Source organism: Streptomyces sp. NPDC060064 (genome assembly GCF_042736455.1).
GTDB lineage: Bacteria > Actinomycetota > Actinomycetes > Streptomycetales > Streptomycetaceae > Streptomyces.
The window spans coordinates 81,357-99,321 of the sequence record NZ_JBHWWF010000024.1; the positions used below are offsets into that span (position 1 = coordinate 81,357).

General features: G+C 67.7%; 19 protein-coding genes and 1 pseudogene. 9 read left to right on the forward strand and 11 right to left on the reverse strand.

Going from position 1 to position 17,965, the window contains the following annotated elements; genetic code table 11:
* Positions 1-51: 51 nt before the first annotated feature.
* Positions 52-945 (forward strand): DUF4231 domain-containing protein, encoded by an 894-nt coding sequence (locus ACFWDI_RS26550; RefSeq protein ID WP_385307428.1) that lies wholly within the window; start codon positions 52-54, stop codon positions 943-945.
* On the opposite strand, the gene ACFWDI_RS26555 is transcribed toward ACFWDI_RS26550, so the two are convergent.
* The 4 genes from ACFWDI_RS26555 to ACFWDI_RS26570 form a co-directional block, all read right to left on the reverse strand.
* Positions 923-3,238 carry a toll/interleukin-1 receptor domain-containing protein gene (locus tag ACFWDI_RS26555; protein WP_385307430.1) on the reverse strand — a complete coding sequence of 772 codons (2,316 nt, stop codon included), beginning with the start codon at positions 3,236-3,238 and terminating at the stop codon, positions 923-925. The two genes, ACFWDI_RS26550 and ACFWDI_RS26555, sit on opposite strands and share 23 nt — an antisense overlap.
* Before the next feature lies 1 nt (position 3,239).
* A complete protein-coding gene (locus ACFWDI_RS26560) occupies positions 3,240-5,456 on the reverse strand; it encodes a hypothetical protein (protein WP_385307431.1) in 2,217 nt (738 codons plus the stop codon).
* 115 nt (positions 5,457-5,571) lie between these two features.
* The gene (locus ACFWDI_RS26565; protein WP_385307536.1) at positions 5,572-6,171 is read right to left on the reverse strand and encodes an MBL fold metallo-hydrolase; all 600 of its coding nucleotides are present in this window, start codon (positions 6,169-6,171) and stop codon (positions 5,572-5,574) included.
* A gap of 144 nt (positions 6,172-6,315) precedes the next feature.
* Positions 6,316-6,585: a hypothetical protein gene (locus tag ACFWDI_RS26570; RefSeq protein WP_385307433.1), complete on the reverse strand. Its 270-nt coding sequence runs from the start codon at positions 6,583-6,585 to the stop codon at positions 6,316-6,318.
* A 281-nt stretch (positions 6,586-6,866) separates the two neighbouring features.
* Between ACFWDI_RS26570 and ACFWDI_RS26575 the strand changes: the two genes are divergently transcribed.
* The 4 genes from ACFWDI_RS26575 to ACFWDI_RS26590 all read left to right on the forward strand — a co-directional run bounded on the left by ACFWDI_RS26575 (position 6,867) and on the right by ACFWDI_RS26590 (position 8,724).
* On the forward strand, positions 6,867-7,364 hold the full coding sequence (locus ACFWDI_RS26575) for a hypothetical protein (RefSeq protein ID WP_385307434.1): 498 nt from the start codon (positions 6,867-6,869) through the stop codon (positions 7,362-7,364).
* Between the two features lie 401 nt (positions 7,365-7,765).
* On the forward strand, positions 7,766-8,020 hold the full coding sequence (locus tag ACFWDI_RS26580) for a hypothetical protein (RefSeq protein WP_385307435.1): 255 nt from the start codon (positions 7,766-7,768) through the stop codon (positions 8,018-8,020).
* Positions 8,021-8,221 (forward strand): hypothetical protein, encoded by a 201-nt coding sequence (locus ACFWDI_RS26585; protein ID WP_385307548.1) that lies wholly within the window; start codon positions 8,021-8,023, stop codon positions 8,219-8,221.
* Positions 8,222-8,322: 101 nt separating this feature from the next.
* Positions 8,323-8,724 (forward strand): patatin-like phospholipase family protein, encoded by a 402-nt coding sequence (locus tag ACFWDI_RS26590; protein WP_385307538.1) that lies wholly within the window; start codon positions 8,323-8,325, stop codon positions 8,722-8,724.
* A gap of 188 nt (positions 8,725-8,912) precedes the next feature.
* On the opposite strand, the gene ACFWDI_RS26595 is transcribed toward ACFWDI_RS26590, so the two are convergent.
* Complete coding sequence (locus ACFWDI_RS26595) at positions 8,913-9,452, reverse strand: putative immunity protein (protein WP_385307436.1); 540 nt, start codon at positions 9,450-9,452, stop codon at positions 8,913-8,915.
* Between ACFWDI_RS26595 and ACFWDI_RS26600 the strand changes: the two genes are divergently transcribed.
* On the forward strand, positions 9,418-10,053 hold the full coding sequence (locus ACFWDI_RS26600) for a hypothetical protein (protein WP_385307437.1): 636 nt from the start codon (positions 9,418-9,420) through the stop codon (positions 10,051-10,053). The two genes, ACFWDI_RS26595 and ACFWDI_RS26600, sit on opposite strands and share 35 nt — an antisense overlap.
* Before the next feature lie 128 nt (positions 10,054-10,181).
* Here ACFWDI_RS26600 and ACFWDI_RS26605 read toward each other — a convergent pair whose 3' ends face one another.
* On the reverse strand, positions 10,182-11,297 hold the full coding sequence (locus ACFWDI_RS26605; protein WP_385307439.1) for a serine hydrolase domain-containing protein: 1,116 nt from the start codon (positions 11,295-11,297) through the stop codon (positions 10,182-10,184).
* A gap of 362 nt (positions 11,298-11,659) precedes the next feature.
* Here ACFWDI_RS26605 and ACFWDI_RS26610 point away from each other — a divergent pair, with 362 nt between their 5' ends.
* Positions 11,660-12,547, forward strand: a complete 888-nt coding sequence (locus tag ACFWDI_RS26610) for a GyrI-like domain-containing protein (RefSeq protein WP_385307440.1) — start codon at positions 11,660-11,662, stop codon at positions 12,545-12,547.
* 34 nt (positions 12,548-12,581) lie between these two features.
* Here the strand turns inward: ACFWDI_RS26610 and ACFWDI_RS26615 are convergent.
* The 4 genes and pseudogenes from ACFWDI_RS26615 to ACFWDI_RS26630 form a co-directional block, all read right to left on the reverse strand.
* Positions 12,582-12,923 (reverse strand): annotated as a pseudogene (locus ACFWDI_RS26615) (group II intron maturase-specific domain-containing protein); the annotation flags it as partial.
* A complete protein-coding gene (locus ACFWDI_RS26620) occupies positions 12,815-13,276 on the reverse strand; it encodes a reverse transcriptase domain-containing protein (RefSeq protein WP_385307441.1) in 462 nt (153 codons plus the stop codon). The pseudogene ACFWDI_RS26615 and the gene ACFWDI_RS26620, both read right to left, overlap by 109 nt.
* On the reverse strand, positions 13,222-13,743 hold the full coding sequence (locus ACFWDI_RS26625) for a hypothetical protein (protein ID WP_385307442.1): 522 nt from the start codon (positions 13,741-13,743) through the stop codon (positions 13,222-13,224). The genes ACFWDI_RS26620 and ACFWDI_RS26625 overlap by 55 nt, the downstream gene beginning before the upstream one ends.
* 743 nt (positions 13,744-14,486) lie before the next feature.
* Positions 14,487-14,609 (reverse strand): hypothetical protein, encoded by a 123-nt coding sequence (locus tag ACFWDI_RS26630; RefSeq protein ID WP_385307443.1) that lies wholly within the window; start codon positions 14,607-14,609, stop codon positions 14,487-14,489.
* A 545-nt stretch (positions 14,610-15,154) separates the two neighbouring features.
* Between ACFWDI_RS26630 and ACFWDI_RS26635 the strand changes: the two genes are divergently transcribed.
* Entirely contained in the window at positions 15,155-15,571 is a 417-nt protein-coding gene (locus ACFWDI_RS26635; protein ID WP_385307445.1) for a peptidase inhibitor family I36 protein, read from the forward strand.
* Between the two features lie 281 nt (positions 15,572-15,852).
* Positions 15,853-16,281 (forward strand): VOC family protein, encoded by a 429-nt coding sequence (locus ACFWDI_RS26640; protein WP_385307447.1) that lies wholly within the window; start codon positions 15,853-15,855, stop codon positions 16,279-16,281.
* A gap of 224 nt (positions 16,282-16,505) precedes the next feature.
* On the opposite strand, the gene ACFWDI_RS26645 is transcribed toward ACFWDI_RS26640, so the two are convergent.
* On the reverse strand, positions 16,506-17,534 hold the full coding sequence (locus tag ACFWDI_RS26645) for a hypothetical protein (protein ID WP_385307448.1): 1,029 nt from the start codon (positions 17,532-17,534) through the stop codon (positions 16,506-16,508).
* Between the last annotated feature and the right edge of the window lie 431 nt (positions 17,535-17,965).

A 17,965-nucleotide genomic window follows, 5' to 3' on the forward strand; every position in this document is an offset into this window, starting at 1 on the left:
CGTTTCTCCCATCGGGCATCGAACTACCTTGCCGCTGCGCATAATCAGTCCATGCAGCCCGCTCAAGCAACACGACTAATCTCGGACTCCTGGGCGCAGCAGGCCAGTTGGTCCACGGCTGCCAATCGCCAGAAACGACTGATCGGCAGGGTCAGAGCCGCCGCCCTGCTGAGCGGCGTCCTGGCGGCGCTGCTGGGAGCGGCGGCAGCACAGGCCGGGCCCGCGCACGCCGTCACCGCTGCATGGTTCGCCTTCGGAGCGGCGATCGCTGCGGGCGTCGTCCCTCTGTTGAACGGCCAGGTGGGCCAGCGGCAGATCCAGGACTGGACCCGGCTGCGCTCGGTGAGTGAGGCATTCAAGGCGGAGGTATACACCTGTCTGGCCAAGGCGGGCCCGTACCGGGAGGCGGATGCGTCGGCAGTGCTGCACAACGCCTTGGCCGCCGTGCGGGCGGAGGCCGTGGATCTGTTGCATCATGTCGTTGACATTCCGGCTGACTCCTCGCGCCCCTTGCCAGACGTCCACGACCTCGACTCCTATGTGCGAGTCCGAGTGCAAGGCCAGATCGTGGGCTATTACCGGCCGAGGGCGCTTCGGATGCGCGGCCGGCTGCGCTCAATACGACGGGCTGAACTGTCACTCGGAGGTCTGGCCGTGGTGCTCGGCGCGGGCAGCGGGGCCTTTCATGTGCAGTCGGCCGCGGCCTGGGTCGCAGTGGTCTCCACCGTCTCAGCGACCGTGGCCGCCTACTCGATGGCCGGCAAGTACGAATACCAGGAGCTGGAGTTCCTTCGTACCGCCGATGAGCTGGAACGGCTCATCGCGGAGTGGCAGTTGTCCGGGGACCGGACGGAGCAGGCCGAAGACGCGCTCGTCAGCCGATGCGAGCAGGTCATCTCGGTCCTCAACGACACATGGATGGTCAAGTGGACTTCCGAACCGTAGGAGTCGGGGTGGGCGAGGGGGCCGAAGGGCTGTACAGGCCGATGGTCTGAGCCCGTCGCAGCCGCTGATCGGCGGTCCGCACCATGGCCTTGTTGCTCAGGCAACTCGTGCACCATGGCACTCGAATCACCAGTCCCGACCGGGTGGCGACATAGAGGTCGCCCCCTCTCCCGCCGGAACCAGCGGTCGGCAGGGAGAGCAGAGACCGCACGCCCCCGACGATGTGGGGGAGCATCTGGCGGGGCAAGAAGTTGGTGCTCGGGTGGAGGGCCACGGAACCGTCGCTGAAGCCGATGGCGAAGGCACTACCGGACGGATCGAACACCGCCGCTAGGGCGAGGACGGAGTCGGGCGGAGAGTCGATGAGACTGTCCCACCGAAGGCTGCCGTCGTCCTTGGGACGGGCGACCTGGGTGCAGCCGGCCAGACCGGTGCCTTCGCCGACCGGCAGGATCCAGGGGCCGGGCGCGGTGGCGATGTCAGCGATGCGCGGTCCGCAGCCCACTTGGTAGAGGAAGGCCGGCGAGGAGCTGGGGGGCAGGGCTACGGAATAGACGGAACCCTTCCCCGTCCCGAGCAGGAGTTGGTTTCCCGAGGGGACGAGGGTGAGGGCGTTGACACCGGGCTCGGGCACATCGATCTCACCCGTCACCTGGCGCGTGCGGGCGTCGATCACGAGTACGTTGCCGCTCAGGCAAGGCACGTACAGGCTGCGACCGTCACGGGAATAGACGGGTCTCGCCGATGCGCATCCCGAGGGGATCCGGACGGGGCTTGTCCTGCCCGTGGTGAGATCGACGATCCGCATCCCGTTCGATTCTGCGCCCGCGACCGCCGCGTCGGTCGCGCTCGGGTTGACTGCAGCGGAGTTGACCGTGCCCCCGACGTTCAGTGTGCGGATGACGGCTCCCGTGGCACGCGCCACCAGCCGCAGCTTGCCTTCCCTGCTTACGACCCACAGGTGTGCACCGTCATGGGCCGGGAGAACGTCCTGGAACCATTCGTCGGGCTTGTCGAGGACCACCTCGCCGTCGGAGACCTTCCAGGAGAAGACCGACCGGCCTCTCAGCCCCCAGATCCGGTCGCCCCGTGCAGTCCACGCGAGGTCTGTCAGGGGAGCGGGCGCCCCACGCAGGACCTCGCGTACCGTGCCCCGGGTCAGATCGACGAGGGTGACCCCCGTATCGGTGGCCACCGCAGACCATCTCTCGTCGGGGGACAGGCGAGCTGCATGTGCGGAGGACCCGAGGACGACGGTGCGCCAGGGCTTGCCGTGGCGCAGCACCTGAATCCGGGTGCTTCCGGGCTGCCATTGCACGTTCACCGTCGGGCTCGTGCTGTCTCCTGCACCGGCCCCAGCCGCCGAGGGGGCCTCCGCCTGCGGGAGGTGGGAGGCCGAACGCCGGGTACGGTCGTCCGCTCGCCGGGCCCAGACCGTGCCGTCTTTAGCGGTGACCCGGACCTGGGCGTCGATCGTGGGATCGGTGAATTGCCGTCCTTCGGCGGACAGGCTGAAGGCGTCGTCGGGCAGGTTCACTGCCAGCGCCGTCTCGAGGACGGCAGCGTCCTTGGCGGATTCGTTGCCCCCGAGCGCGGCGGCCAGGCGCAGGCCCTGGTACGGATCACGGTCGATCACAGAGAGCGCCGCCTGCGTTTTCATGAACTGCTCGGCCTGCTCCGCGAGCTGCTCGTTGACCCGCTTCTCCACGCCCGGTGCGACCCGTGCGGAGGTGTACGCCACCACCAGCAGCAGTGTCAGCGCCGCGGAGACCGCGACCTGCCGCTGGGTACGGCGACGACTGGCGACCAGGTATGCCTGCTCGACCTGTGACAGGTCGCGTTCCTTCCGCAGAGCCGCGAACTTCCGGCCCAGTTTCAGGGGTGCGAGCCCCTTGCCTCCACGCCCATGACGGCTCCAGTCCCGGGCCTTGACGGACAGTTCCGTTGCCGTTCCGTGGCGGCGGACGGCGTGCTGCAACGCTCGGCCCACCTGATCGGCGGCGGAGCCGAGGTCCTGGCCCACGGATATGTCCAGACGTACCTTGCCGTACTGCACCGCGTAGGCGGCCTCGGTGGCGCATGGTGCCGAGGCGCGCCAGTGTTCGGAGTCGCAGACGAGGAACAGGCCTCCCGCCTGGACCGCGTCCTCCACTTCCTCCCGCCAGGGCACCGAGAAGGGGATCCCTCGACGGTCGATCCAGTAGTCGATGCCGCGTGCCTCGAGCTCCCGGACCAGGTTGTCCACCCAGGTGCTGTCGAGCCGACTGTAGGAGATGAAGACGTGATGCAGCACTTCAGTCCTCCTCGGGTTCCGGCAGCGGCCGGCACTGGGTGACGCCGAGGGCGCGGCGAGTGTCGTCGTCCACATTATTGAGCTGGCGGGTGGTCCAGCAGCCTGACAGACGCTCCTTGAGACGAGCGACGATGCCCTGGTCAGTGGTGCAGCCGGGACAGCCGGGCACCTGCCAGACCTCGTTGCCCGCTGTCCGCACCAGCGGCGCAGAGCCGGACCAGCCGACGGCCACTGCGGAACGGCCGCCCGGGACATGCCATCGCGCCACCTCACGGGCGTATCCGTCCGACGTCCACAGAGACACGACGGCCACATCTCCCCGCGCCGTCGCGGCCACCACCTGGGAACCGTCCGGTGACAAGGCCAGCGCTTCCACGTCGGTGGTGAACAGTTTCATGGTCGCCTCGCCGTGTCCGGTCAGCTCCATGTGCACGCTGTCGCCGCTGCTTTGCACCACGACTGAGCCATGAGCGGCCCGGATTCCCGTGTGCAGACGGTCGCCGGCCAGGGCGTGCCGAGGTCCGGCCGGTGCCTGCCAGAAGGTGAGGCCGTACGGGCCCCGGCAACCGAGCAGATCCCCGTAGGAGGACATCACGAGGATGTCCAGCTGGGGCATGTCACGGCACACCACCCCGAGGTCGCTTCCGTCGGTCAGCCGGATCACGTGCGTCGGCTGGTCCTGGCCGCCCACAACCACCCGGTCCTTCGCCAGTAGACCTACGGTCGTGGTGCGTTCCGGTACGGCGATGCCGGTGGGAGCGGGGGATCGGCCTGGGCGCATGGTCCACATCTGCCGGTCGGCTCCCATGAAGACGGCGTACGCCTCATCGGGCGCGACGGCGCCGGCGGTGAGGATCGGCTTGCCGGTGTCGGCGCTCGCCAGCACTGCCCCGGTGAGCGCGTTCAGGAGCTGGTACCGGCCGGGGCCCGCGGTTACCAGGGCTCGCGCGCCGCCGTCCGTGGTCGGCTCCACAGACAGCAGACTGTCGTAACGGCCACCGACCGTGTGGAAACGTCCGTGGGTGGACGAGCCGACGAGGAGGCGATGCGCTTCCGCCAGGATCACGTCTCCGCGCCTGGTCATCCGTACGGTTGCGTTGGCGCCTTCCGTGCGAGCGAGGCGCCGCACCTTGCGGGACCAGGTGTCGACGACGGCGACGTCCCGCTTGCCCACCGCCACGACCGTACGGCCGTCGGGGCCTGCGTCGATGGTCATGTACCCGGGTCCCAGCGGCAACTGCCAGGGCACCGTGCCCTCGTGCACGTCGTAGAGCGCCAGGTTCTCGACGTTGGTCGAGACGTCGCGGACCATGAGGGCGACGCGCCGGCCGCCGGGCAGCGAAGCCACTCCGTCGACGGCCTCCCTGCGCCCTTCGATTCCGATGGCGGGCCCGCGCAGTGACCATGGCACGGACAGCAGAGAAGCGAGCGTCTGACGGGCCAGCACTTTCTGTTGGGCATTGCCGCGCAGCAGAAGCGACGCCGACTGCAACGACATCCATTCGGGCATGACCCGTGCGCTCGCCGGATCGCCGAACGACACGAGGGCGTTGAAGTCCGTACCCTTGGTCTTCAGGATCCGCGGCAGAACGGCCGCCGCGAACAGCAGCATTGCGACGGCGAGCACGGTGCCGACGATGCGCCGCCGCCTCTTCTTGGTCCGCTTTTGTGCGGTGTGCCGATATGACGTCTCGACGAACTCACCGACGGGACCGCTGGTGTCGATGTAACCGTCTTCCCGCAGTACGGCCATCAGTCCGTGGGCCTCTGCCGCCTGCCGGTGGTCGGCGATCAGATGCTCCGGTCCTCGGCTAGCCCGGATCCATGCCTCTGTCTGCCCGCGCAGATCCCGTAGTTCGCGCATCTGCTCGGGATCGCTGAGAGCGGCGACGAGTACGGTGCCGAATGCGGTGACTGGCGAGGCGGGATCCAACGTGACCCAGTTGATGGGACGCAGGTGCTCGGGTGCTCGACTGCTGCGGACCCCGTCGATGCGAACCGGGACTAACCGCACGTCCTGGTGCTGCTCGACCTGTTCCCGCCATTCGGGATCGTCCACTGCTGCGACCGAAATCAGAACAACGACCACGTCAGCTGGACCTTCGTCCACGAGGCGCAGCCCGGCGTTCTTGAGGAAGTCACGTAACGACCGATCGGTGCCAGCGTCCTCGGTCACGGCCACTAAAGCGACATCAGGAACAAGTCTGTTGACGACCATGCGTCATTACATCCGATTACACGTCCTTCTTTCAGCGGATCACGACTTTTCACCATCACTGCTCCGGGAAGGGTGCGCGACCGCCAGCAGGGCGGGACCCGGCCGCAGACCGTGTTCAAGCCCTTACCGCTCTGGCATGAGCCCTTCCCCCGGGCGGAGCCGGGTCCTCGGCGAGCCGGCCGTTGACACTGCTGAGGCCGCGATCGTTGATTTGGGCGTCGTGTATCGCGAACGCCCGCTGCGGTTTGACCGCCTTGACGAAGTCGATCGCCTCCGCCATCTTCATCCACGATCCCTGGACCGGAACCATGAGCGTCTCGATCGACTGCTCGGGGACATACAGCGCGTCACCGGGGTGATAGACCGCCTCGTCGATGATGTAGCCGAGATTCGCGCAGTCCGGCTGGCCGCCGTAGATGAACGCGTGACGCCCGCCGACCGCTCGTACGCGGAAGCCGGCGGCGGTGAACTCCGCATCGGAGGCAACCCCGGTGACCTCCAGCCGTGGAATATCCGCTTCGGCCGGGGCGTAGACCGGCACGCCGAGCCCCGCCAGGCGAAGGACATCGACGTGATCGGCGTGTTCGTGCGTCACCAGCACGGCGTCCGCGCCGGTCAGGGCAGCTGGCTCGCTCCACGTCCCGGGATCGATGACCAGCACCCGGCCATCGTGTTCAAGCCGTACACATGCGTGGGTGTATTTCGTGATCCGCATGGCGTCCAAACGTACGCCGACCGCGTCGAGTGTGGCTTTCAAACTTCTGCCACTTGTGGCTTCCATCGATTGGCCGCTCGAAGCCCACGACGACTCGGCTGCCAATTCGTATCAGTCACCGAGGTGGCTCGCCGCCCACGCGGATCAACTGCCCGCCGGCGCCGAACTGCTGGTCCTGGTCGCTGAGGACGCTTCGGGACCCCGAGGGCGGCGCTCGCTGTGGTCCGAGAGCGGAGCGTCACCGGTCGGATGGAGGTTCTGCCGCTGTCCGCTCCGGCTGCCGAATACGTGCGGATCGTTGGCCCACAGGCCGAGCAGCCCGCCGTCGCCGCGGCCATGGCTCAGGCTCTGACGACCCTTGATGCCGATGTCATGCTGCCGGACGTTCCGGCCAACAGCGCGCTTGGATGCCACAAAGACATGGTTCACAAGGGCTGCTGCGCCGGTCCCTGGCGAACCTCTCGCCTCCTGCCCAGATGTGACCGCGCTGGCCCGGCGCGTGCGTGCCACTGATCCGCTCTGCGAAGCTGTGATGGTCAACTGCGGTTCTGTGTACGGGGAGTGTTGTGGTGAGGCACCTATGGTGGACTGTTGTTCTCGTGGCAGCGGCGGCGACTGGATGCGCTGGTAGCTCTGACCCGGGCACAGCGCAGGGCGCCCCGAAACCGCAGCCGACCGCGTATAAACGACTGGTCATGCCGGACACCCTGGCGAACGGCCGATACCGACGTGCCCCCGATGCAGCAGGCCCGGACGAAACGCTGGCCGAGCTCATGACGGGTCAGGTCGAGAACCCGACAGCCGCGTTCGGCGCCTACCACCCCGGAGGCAAGGGTTCACAGGCGCTGGTCCTGTCGGTCACCGGTGTCTACGGCACCGTCCTGAGCCCTGTGACAGCGCGCGATGAACTGCTGCGGATCCTGGACCACCGGGACAACGGGCCGCGTCCCTTGGCGGGGCCTCGCACGATCACTCCTCCTGGCTCCCAGGAGCCGCTGCAGTGCCGCGTGACCACTCGCCGAATGCCTGACGTGGACTTCGATACGTTGGAGGCGTCGTGCAGCTGGGCCGATGCCGCCACGGTCGTGACGGTGTCGGAGGCTCTGCGCTCGACGGTCAGCTACGAAGACGTGGACCTTGATGCCCTCGCTGGCGAAGTGGACGCGATCCGCAACGACGTACGGGCACACTGAGACTGGCTGGGGTTTCCCTTCGTTCCGCGGTGCTTGCGAGGACCAGATGAGCACTCCCGCTTCCGGCGTCCCCACCGCGCCGCACTCCTGGACCGGCACGTGAGACCGCGCGTCCCGCCGCACCGAGGCCGCTCCCCGCAGCGACCCTCCACCTCGCCACCAACACTCGCGCCCTGGCACCGAAGCCCGCTGACCTGGAGCGCCTCGAAGCTCACAACGCGATCGAGCTCACCATCGCCTTCGCGCCTGCCACGAAGTCTTGATCGGGGGAGATACATGCGTCTCCGGATCTCCCTGCGACCGCAAGGGGCCGTCTTGTGGCCGATGCAACTGCGACGTGGGGGCGACGCGGGCTCACAGGCGAGGTTACTCGCTGCCTGTGAGCTGCGATCTGCCGGCCGATGAAGTGCCCAGGTGGATTCGAGCTCGCCGTCCGGGACGGGGTGTCCCATGAGTCCGGAGAGGTGGTCGAGGGCGTCCTGGCTGATGTAGCGGTCCGGGTCGGGGGATTGCAGATAGCGGCGGATGAGGTCGTCGTCGACGCCTTGCTGCTGGAGGTAGGCGGCGAGAGTGCCGACCAGGAGATAGGTGTGGGCCAGGGCATCGGTGAGCGCGTACAGCACCAGCCGCCGCACTCGCCCGGGAAGTCGGCGTAGGTGCGACCAGGCCTGAGCGTCGGCAGTGGTCGTGGACCAAGGCTGCGCTGGCAGCTCAACTACCGCTTCAGCAGCGCACTGGGGACCCGGGGCTGGTCGTACTGGCTGGACACGTTCAACATCGCCTACGGCCCCGTGAACGCCGATGTGTTCCTGTCCACGCCCCCCGTGTTCATCGACGAACAAGGACCGCTCCGATAACCCCGTCCTGAACGTCAACCACGGTCCCAGATGACGTTGCGTAACCGAGGCCGAACCCCGTTGATCGTCCTCACGGAATCTGTGCCTGATCCGAGCCCGTGGTGTGGGACCGCGACAGCGGCGTGCCGTTGGTGCACGCGGTGGCAGCGAGTAGCGCCTTCCCCGGGGCCGCGCCGCCCGTTGCCATCGACGGCCGGCGGTACATGGACGGTGCGCTGCGTGCGGGCCCCAACGCCGATCTCGCTGTTGGAGCCCGCACGCTGGTCGTGGTCGAGCCGATGGCCCACCTGTTTCCCCGGGAGCCACTCAACCAGCAGCTGGCGGCCGTGGGGGCAGGCACCGTGGTGACCATCGGCCCCGATCCGGCCTCGGTGCGCGCGTTCGGCTCGGACATGGGCGACCTGGCAGCCTGGGAACCGGCCTACCAAGCGGGTCTTCGCCAGGCAGGCGACGTCGACGCGCAACTCCGCTCCATGTGGAGGGCAGAAGTCGACGCGGGCTGACCGCTGATCAGGTCGGTGATGTGTGGGCGCTGGCAGCCCACCGGAGGGGTCGCCGCGCAGGACGACCTCTCCGGCAGCACAGGCGAAGGTCTCCTCGGTGATCACAGAGCGTCGCAACTCGATGATCACCAAGACCTGTGCCTGTCTTACTTCCGGGGTAGCGCCACCACGCCTATCTGCGCCACCTCTTAGCGGGACGTGCGCAAGGATGTGTCGAGGATGGTCATGAGTTGTGCAGTACGGCTCTTGCCGGTCGGTGCGAGGGGGTACCGGTTGAGGACATCGATCAAGACCGGTGTGGCGCGTTGTCGAGCCTGCTCGATCAGCTTGAGCCCGACGGCGAAATCACCGCCTGTGTTCAATTCCCCCACGAGCGCCGCGCTTGCAGCGGCTCGCAGGATGTGACCTACCTGGGTGGCTTTCGCAATCGGATGAAGGTAAGCCGCAGAGGCAGCGTCGCCGGCGGCGCGCGCGGCGAGCCGTTCGGCTTCGGTGGCCGCTTCCTTCGCCGCGCGGTGAGCATCCAAGGAGGTGATGCGCTGGAGTTTGGTCCTTCTCGCGCCGTTCACGAACTCCCGTGCGGCGTCGATGGCGGCACGAGGTCGAGGATCGCTGGGGTTGGCGGCCTCGAACACAGGGAGAATTTCCTCAGCGCTCTCCACAACGTAGCGTGCGACAACGCGCAGCTCATCCATGGTCAGCTCGAAGTCCCCAAATCCGGTCGTCACGGATCCGATTCTCCCACCGATCGACCGCCTGAAGCCCCAGCATCCGGACGATCAGACCGTTCGACGAGGGGCGTCAAATAGATTCTATGCGGTTCAGCTGCGCCATCAGCTCCCGGTTCGCGGCGCGTGCGGCGGCGAGGTCCTCGTCCCGTTCTGCGAGTTCGTCACGAAGGTCGAGGATCTGCTGCTCCAGTTCGACGATTCGGCAGGTGAGCGTTTCGACGTCGGCGGGGGCGCCGAGACCGGAGGCTTCCCAGGCGGTCTGTCCGAGTGCCTCGGAGAGCCGCCGTTCGAGCCGGCTGATGTGCGCGGACAGACGGCCGTTGCGGGCCGTGCGATTCGCGACGTCAGCCAGCAGCGACTGGCGGCTGACATGCGTCCCGGTCGCCGTGCTGGGCGGAGGCTCGGACGCGCGGGCGAGGACGGCCGCGTGCAGGTCGCCGTGCCGGTGGATCAGACTGCGGTGGACGCCGGCGGCGCGGGCGAAGGACGAGGTGGTGATCTCCTCGCCGTCTGCGGTCAGCTTGTCGAGAACCTTGAGGACACGGGCCCGTCGGCGGTCGGAGTCCGCGGCCCGCGCTCGGGCCAGGTGGTCCGGTGATGTGGTTACGCCTCACGCTCCGGCCGCAGGTTTGGCTGCGGCGGGTGGAGTGGTTCCGCTCACCTGCGGAACTGAGAGCGGGAGGGGGCAGTCCGTGCCTGCATGGACTGCCCCCTCCCGTTGGGTTGTCACTGCAGTCCGCTGTAGGCGGCCATGATGATTTCCATGCCGCGGTTGTCCTCCTGCTGGTCTCGGTCCATCATCTGGTTCATGACGTAGGCCACCGTCATGCGAGAGTCGGGGTCGCTCGCGACCAGCGAGCCGCCCCAGCCGCCCCAGCCGAAGGTGCTGCCGAACTTGCCGAAGCCCACGGTCCAGGACATCGGCGACTGCAGGACGCGGTCCTCGCCGCGGAACACCTCCTGCCACGCGGGCTCACAGCCCTGGGGGGACAACAGTCGCACCCCGCCGGCCGAACCCTGGTTTGCCAGTACCGACTGGACGAGGGCGACAGACCGAGCGTTGCCGAAGCCGTTCACTGCAGGGATCTGCGCACGGCGCCACGCCACGGAGTTGGCATCCCTGACCCGGACCGCGGCACCGGTGTAATCCCGGCGTGTGCCGTCCGGTCCGGGCGGTGCGCTGGAGGCGTACTCGTCGGTCAGTGACGGCGGCGGGATGAGCGGTGCGACGCGGCGGTCGTGCTCGGCGGAGAGCCCGATGTGGAAGTCCGCGCCCAGCGGCTTGGCCACTTCCTCGGCGAAGAACTCGCCGAGGCTGCGGCCGGTGATGTGGCGGACGATCTCACCGACCAGGAACCCGAAGGTGAGCGCGTGATAGCCGGCGGCCGTTCCGGGTTCCCATTCGGGGGCCTGCGCGGCCAGCCCTGCCGTCACGCTCTGCCAGTCGTAGAGGTCCTCGACCGCCGTCAGCCCGGACAGGTCCGGCAGCCCCGCGGTATGGGACAGCACGTGCCGTACCAGCACGTTCTCCTTGCCGGCCGCGGCGAACTCGGGCCAGTAGGCGGCGACCGGTGCGGACAGATCGAGCTGACCTCGGTCGGCCAGGATGAGCGCGCACAGGGCGGTCATGTTCTTGGTCGTCGAGTTCACGCCGGTGAGGGTGTCGCGCTCCCAGCTGACAGAGCGGTCCGCATCGGCGTACCCGCCCCATATGTCGACCACCGGCTCGCCGTCGAGGTAGACAGCGACCGAGGCGCCCACGTCGTCCTTGCCGAGCGAAGCTGCAAGGGCCGCACGGACTGCGGCGAACCGCGGCTCGCATAGTCCCTTAATATCAGTCATGGGCGTAAGCCTCAGGTAACGCCGGGGCTTCCTGCCCAACAATTCCCGCACTGGTTTTGTCGGGCGGGGCAGGATCAAATTTTCTCCAACTCCAGCAAGGCGGCCTGACGGCCGCGCGGTCGGCCCGTCGGTCGACCGGCCGTATCGGTAGTTGTTCCCACAGGGAACGCCCTGGGACCACTCGTCGAGCATGTGCGTCACGACAGCCGGCCGGCGCCCGAGACCGCAGCGCCGATGACCCGGGGCGCCACGCGCGGCAAACGACTCCGGCTTGGGCTCGGGTGCCGGACGCTGCGGCTCATGCGGCTGCGGCTGGGTGTGCGTTGCTACAGGGGAGACACAAGACGGAAGGACGGATACGCGTGCTGGAGCGGCTGAATCAGGCGCTGAACCACCTGGAGGCCTGCCTCGACCGGGAGGTCGACGTGGCCGAGGTGGCCCGGATCGCCGCGGTGTCGGAGTACCACTTCCGGCGGCTGTTCTCCGCCCTCGCCGGGATGCCGCTCCCGGTCTACGTGCGGCGCCGGCGGATGACGCTCGCCGCGGCCGAGGTGCTGGCCGGGGAGCTGACGTTGCTCGATGTCGCGGTGCGGTACGGGTACGGCTCGGGCGAGGCGTTCGCCCGGGCATTCCGGTCGGTGCACGGCATCGGGCCGGGCGAGGCCCGGCGCACGGGTGCGGTGCTCACGGCACAGCCGCGCATGTCCTTCCGTGTCGTCGTTGAAGGGAGTACGACCATGCGGTACCGGATCGTGGAGAAGGAGTCGTTTCGGGTCGTCGGCAGGAAGGCCCGGGTCCCGCTCGTGCACGAGGGGGTCAACGCGGCCGCCGCGGCGTACGTGGAAAGCCTGGACGAGCAGGCGATCGTACGGATGAAGGAGCTGGCCGGCCGGGAGCCGGAGGGGATCCTGTCGGCGGCGGTGTACCTGACCGATAGCCGGGAGGAGGGCGCCGAGGCGGACTACTGGATCGGCGTGGCGACCGGCCCCGAGGCGGCCGCCGAGGAGCTCGACGCCCTCGACGTGCCGGCCGGGACCTGGGCGGTCTTCGACAACCACGGGCCCTATCCGAGCGCCCTCCAGGAGCTGTGGCGGGACGTGTTCACGCAGTGGTTCCCCTCGAACCCGTACGCGAGCCGGCCAGGTCCGGAGCTTCTGCGGACGCAGCCGGTGGAGATCGGCGCGGAGACGGACTCCCAGCTGTGGATCCCGGTCGAGCGGAGCAGCGACGTTCCCGCAGCATGCGGATAAGACGCCACCACACGAAGGCGTCGAGCCTGTCGAAGACATGCTTGGCGACTGCGTGCTTGAAGTAGTTGGCCCAACCGCGCATCATCTGAGTGAGTCTGATCAGCACAGTGGCAAGATCCTGCTGCGATGTCCTGCCTGTCAGAGCACGAATCTTCGCCTTCAGCGACCGGATGGGCCGGTCGGCGATGATGGTGTAGACGTGCCATTTGTTCGTGCCTCCTTTGCGTTTCCACTGGATGCGGAAGCCCAGGAGGTCGAATCCGTCGCTCATGTGCACGATCTTCGTTTTGGTCTGCGACAACTGCAGGCCGAGAGGTTCGAGCACGTCAGCGACTTCTTCGCGCAGTGCCGCGGCGTCCCCTTCGGTGCCGTGCACCAGGACGACGAAGTCGTCCGCGTAGCGGACGACCCGCCACGTCGGTTGACCTTTGCGGCGCCGGTAGGCGCGTTTGCCTTCGGTGGCCATCGTCCCGCCTGGTTCCCAGGGCCCATGCAGGTGCTCGTCGAGCGCCGACAGGGCGATGTTCCGAGTAGCGGGGACAGGATGCCGCCTTGCGGGGTGCCGGTCAGTGTTTCCTTGCTCTCGCCGAGTTCGGTAAGAATCCCGGCTTTGAGGAAGGCTTTGACCAGCGTCAGGACACGCTTGTCCTTCACCCGGTGACGCACTCGGTCCATCAGGGCTGTGTGGTCGATCGAGTCGAAGCACGCCTCGATGTCCGCATCCAGCACCCAGCGATATCCCCGGGTGCCGAAATAGTGGATCTCGGCGATCGCGCCTGGGCCCGCCGTCGGAGCCGGAACCCGTAGGAGACCGGCTCGAAGTCGGCCTCGAAGATGGGTTCCAGCACCAGCTTCAGCGCTGCCTGAACGACCCGGTCCGCGATCGTCGGAATCCCGAGCTTGCGGACCTTCCCCGAGCCTCCCGGCTTGGGGATGCTGCGTTCCCGCACCGGCAAAGGGCGGAACGAGCCGTCCTTGAGTGCGGTCCGCAGGTCGTTCAGGAACCCGGGAACACCGATCGATTCCTCGACATCGGTGGCTGTCAGGCCGTCGACGCCGGGAGTCCTGGCTCCCCGGTTGCCCGCGACCCGGTCGAACGCCACCAACAGCGTCGCCGGGTCGTGCACGAAGTTGAACAGGTCATCGAACCGGCGGCCGGGATCGGCCACCGTCCAACGGCGAAGCTTGGTCTGCATCTCCAGTACCCGGGCCCGAGGACCTGGGGCTCCGCCATTCGGCGGGGCATCTTCTGGCATTGCAGCATCCTTCCCTTCTCGATACCGCTGCCGTCCTTCCCCATGTGGCCGGCTCTCCCGGCCTCGGAGTACTACGGCGGCTCCGCCCCGTCCCCAACCGATCGGCGGTCGATGCGCTCAGCCCCGGCAGTCTGCTGGCCACAGGTGACGGGGGCGAGGTTCGGGACGGTTCCCGTGTTCACTGTGGTTCGCTCGATGAAGGAGGAGCCCGACTGTGTCCCTGCGGCATCGCCACGAGTACGCCGCAGGCTTTCCTCGTGGCCTCCCGGCCAGCTTCAGTAGACCGACCCGGGAGTTGGCGGACCACCCGAAAGGATGACCCGAGTACGCGCCGCTTCCGGCCCTGATCCGCCAGGTTCGAGCCGGTGTCCCTTTAAGAGACGTAAGACGCCGGTTCCTCGCGTACTCCTCTCCATCATGCTTGCCGGACCCGCCCCATCTGGCAGTTCTGGGTACGTCCCGGCTTTGTCAGGGCCGCTCTCGCCCTCCCCGGCATCACCCGGATCAGGCTGTCCTCAGCTTCAACCCGACTGCTGCGACAGCGGGTTGGTGCAGGTCTTTCACCTCCACTCGAACCAACAGCGCCTCACGGCGCAAACACAAGTTGAGCCAGAACCGGTTTCTACCTACGCAGCCAAGGGGCCCCTCTTGGAGAGGCTGACGCGCCGTGTGTTGCTCCGGCGTCAGGACGAGCAATAGGCGATGGCGCGACCGCCCGCCGCATCGGTGCTGGGGTTGGTGAAGCTGACCTGCCAGCTGTCATTGGGGGTATTGGTAGTGGTCCGGTCGAAGAAACGGGGAAACATCACACCTCCCAACTCGAAACCGCCAGTGACTGCCGTCTGTCCAGGGTCACATACGGCTGTGCTCGTGTTATTGCCCCCCGGATCTGCTGACATGATCGGCCCGAGCACCCTTGTGGTGTTCAGATTGCCTGCAGGCCCGGTGGCACCCGTCGCGCCTGTGGCCCCCGTTGCGCCGGTTGCGCCGGTTGGGCCGATGGCGCCCTCCTGGCACCTGTCGCCGTCGCCCCGTGCGGCCTCGAGCATGGCCTTCGGGTGGTGGGGCTTTTCCCGGCATTCGTCGTCCCCGCCCGAGGGGCCCGCCATGGCGGCCGAGTTATCGCAGCACGCGGCGTGCCACGGCAAACCCGCCGCGGCACGCCGCACCCATGCACACCCAGGCAGACCGCCGGGCACAGGAGACGGGCGCGTTTGGTCCCAAAGAGCCCGCGGCGAAGGTCAGGGGGATCGTTTCTGCGGTGAACGTCGCGACCCGCGAGGGTGAGCGGGCGGTCTGCGGGGTGTGGAGCGGCGCGGGGCGCGCTACATGTATCCGTGTGATGACAACCATGACGCGTTCCGCGGTAGCCGCAGTCCTTGCTCTGGTGCCTCTGAGTCTGCCGTCGTCGGCTCAGGCCACCGGTACGGTGATGAAGCCCAGCACAGGTACGACAACCTCCACTGCGCGTGCTGTGGGCTGCCCCGATGGCTACGTCTGCATCTACCCGGACATCAACTTCGGAGGGCAGCCCTGGGTCCGTCGGGCGGCTGACGGAAGCGTGAAGGACCTGCCCTCACAGATCCGCGACGACGGCAGCTCCATCAGGAACAACTCCGGCAAGACCGCCCGCGTCTACGAGAAGCGCAATCACCACGGACGGTGGGTCTGTGTCACACGCAGCGGCGGCTCCATCCACGACCTGCGCTCCTACAACCTCAACGACCAGACCCGCTCACTGAAGATCAATAACAACGACTGCGGCTGAACACCGGGACAGTTCCTTCCAGTTGGGCTGCGGTACGGACGTCACCCCTGACACGGTGAGCGACGGCTACGCGGAAGGCGGGCGGTGCCCGACGTGTGAGCGAGTCCACCGCGAACTCCAGGCGGAACGAGCAGCCGCGGAGGACCCTGCCCGCAGCAACGGGATCCTCGCCCGTCTGCGCGCTCGCACCGCAGATCAATAGCGACGTGGGGCGCGCAACGGGCGCACGGCGATGAAACCCCGGGATCTCGGTGAGTAGCACGCGCCAATATGGTGGACCGATGGCATCGATCAAGAAGTTCCAAGTCACCTTCGACTGCGCAGAACCTGAGCGACTCGCTCGTTTCTGGTGCGAGGTGTTGGGGTACGTCGTACCGCCGCCACCGGAGGGTTTTGCCACGTGGGACGATTTCAAGCGCTCGCAGCCACCTGAGCAGCGGGATTCATGGTTCGCCTGCAGTGATCCCTCAGGTGTGGGCCCGCGACTGTACTTCCAGCGCGTCCCCGAAGGGAAGGCCGCCAAGAACCGGCTGCATCTTGATGTGCGGGTCGGCACCGGTCTCGTGGGTAAGGAGCGCCTCGCCGCACTTGAGGCCGAATGCGCACGACTGGTCCCGCTCGGTGCGGTACACGTGCGAACGCTGTATGACGGCAATGATTCGTGCATCCCGATGCAGGACATCGAGGGCAACGAGTTCTGTATCGACTGAGAGCCGCGAACGTGTCCTCCCAGATCAACTGAGACGGCACCGGGCAACCGTGCGTCCGGCACCAGAATCACTGAGATTTCCAGTGTCACAGCTTCTCAGTTCTTCTGGTCGCTGCAGGTCACAGGCATCACCAGGGACCAGATCATCTGAGACGGGACATGACTCGCTCGCCTGGGTCTGGCCGCAGCCCGGGCGGCTGCGGCTCGAGCGCGTGGCAGAGCCGGTCAGCGAGCCCAGGCGCGCAACTGGGCGGCTACCTCGCGCAGGGCGAGGGTGCCGTTTCGAAGGCCTGTAACCAGTTGGGCCATGCCCCCGGCGGGCGGTTTGACGGGCTCACCGGACTCACGCAGGTAGCGGATGGCAAGAGCGCTGCCGACAAGACCGTTGTAGTCGGTCAGCGAAGTCGTAGCCACGAACATCTGCAGCAGGACCGCGGCGCGGACCGGGGTTTCGACGTAGAAGGGTTCGCCGGCGTGGGCGGCTTTTACCTCCTCGGCGAGGGCGGCGGACCGTGCCTCTGCCGCCTGGAGCTGCTTCTCGGCCTGCTCCTGTGCTGATTCGGCTCGCCGCAGCTCGTCCTCCCCCTCGCGTGCCTGCTGCTCGGCGCTCTCCGCGTCCTGGCGGGCCTGGGCGACCTTGCGCCGCTCTGCCTCGCGGCGCTGCTCCTTGGCGCTCCGGACCGGGCTGTCGGCACCGTCCTGTTGGTCCTGACTGGCCGGGCGGCTGGATCGTGTTGGGGGTGGGGAAGCGGCCTTCTGCGCGGTGGCGCTGACCGCGGCCGCGGTGAAGCCCACCGGGGGATTGAGTGGCTTGGCGAGTTGGCCGGAGGCCCATTCCTGTGCTGCCTGGGGATCGGCCAGGACCGCGTGCAGGGTTGCTTCGATCTCGCGCTGCACGTCTTCACTGACCGGATGCCCGGCCTCTGCTGTCAGCTGGCGGGCTTGGCGTGCCAGCACGCTGACCAGGCGGTGCTGCTGGCTGGACAGTTCGCGCAGCTGCTCACGGTCGAGTTCCTGGTGTGCTTCTCGCAGGCCCTCGCCGAGGCGGAGCAGACCGGCGGCGGCGTCGGGCTGGGTGCGTACGAGCAGATTGCTGGCCCATGCGGAGAGCGTCGGCCGTCTCAGCGCGCCGATCTTGACGGCCAGCTGTCGGTCTCCCGCTTTGCGGGCAGCGGCCGCGTGCCGGCTGCGGGCGTCGATGAAGTCCGCGGGCGGCAGCTCGTACAGCTCCTCGGCGATGCTCTCCAGATCCACAGCTCAACCAGCACCCTTCATTCCGATAGAGACAAGTTTGCACTTTTTGCCAGGGTTTTCCTGCGGGATAGGGCCCGTGCTGATGTGGCCGGTGGGGCGATGGGTGAGGTGCCTGGCCTGGTGGGGGATTTCCTGGCCGGAGGGAAGCGTCCGCGGCCGTTGCTGTGTTTCGTCGGCTGGCAGGCCGCCGGCGGCCTGCTTGAGCGGGATGACGGCCAGGTGCTGACCGGTGATCGCATTTCCCCGGACACCGCGTCCTGCGGCCCTCCGTCAAGCCGTGCCCATACCGGCGCCGTAGCGGTGGCCGCCGGGGACTTCCCCCGTGTAGGTGACCGGCGGGGGCGGGTGAGGTAGCCGAGGAGGTGCGCGGACGGCCCGTTTCCCGTCCCTCCTCGCGGGTCCGGTCCCTTGACATCGCGGCGCCTGTTGTG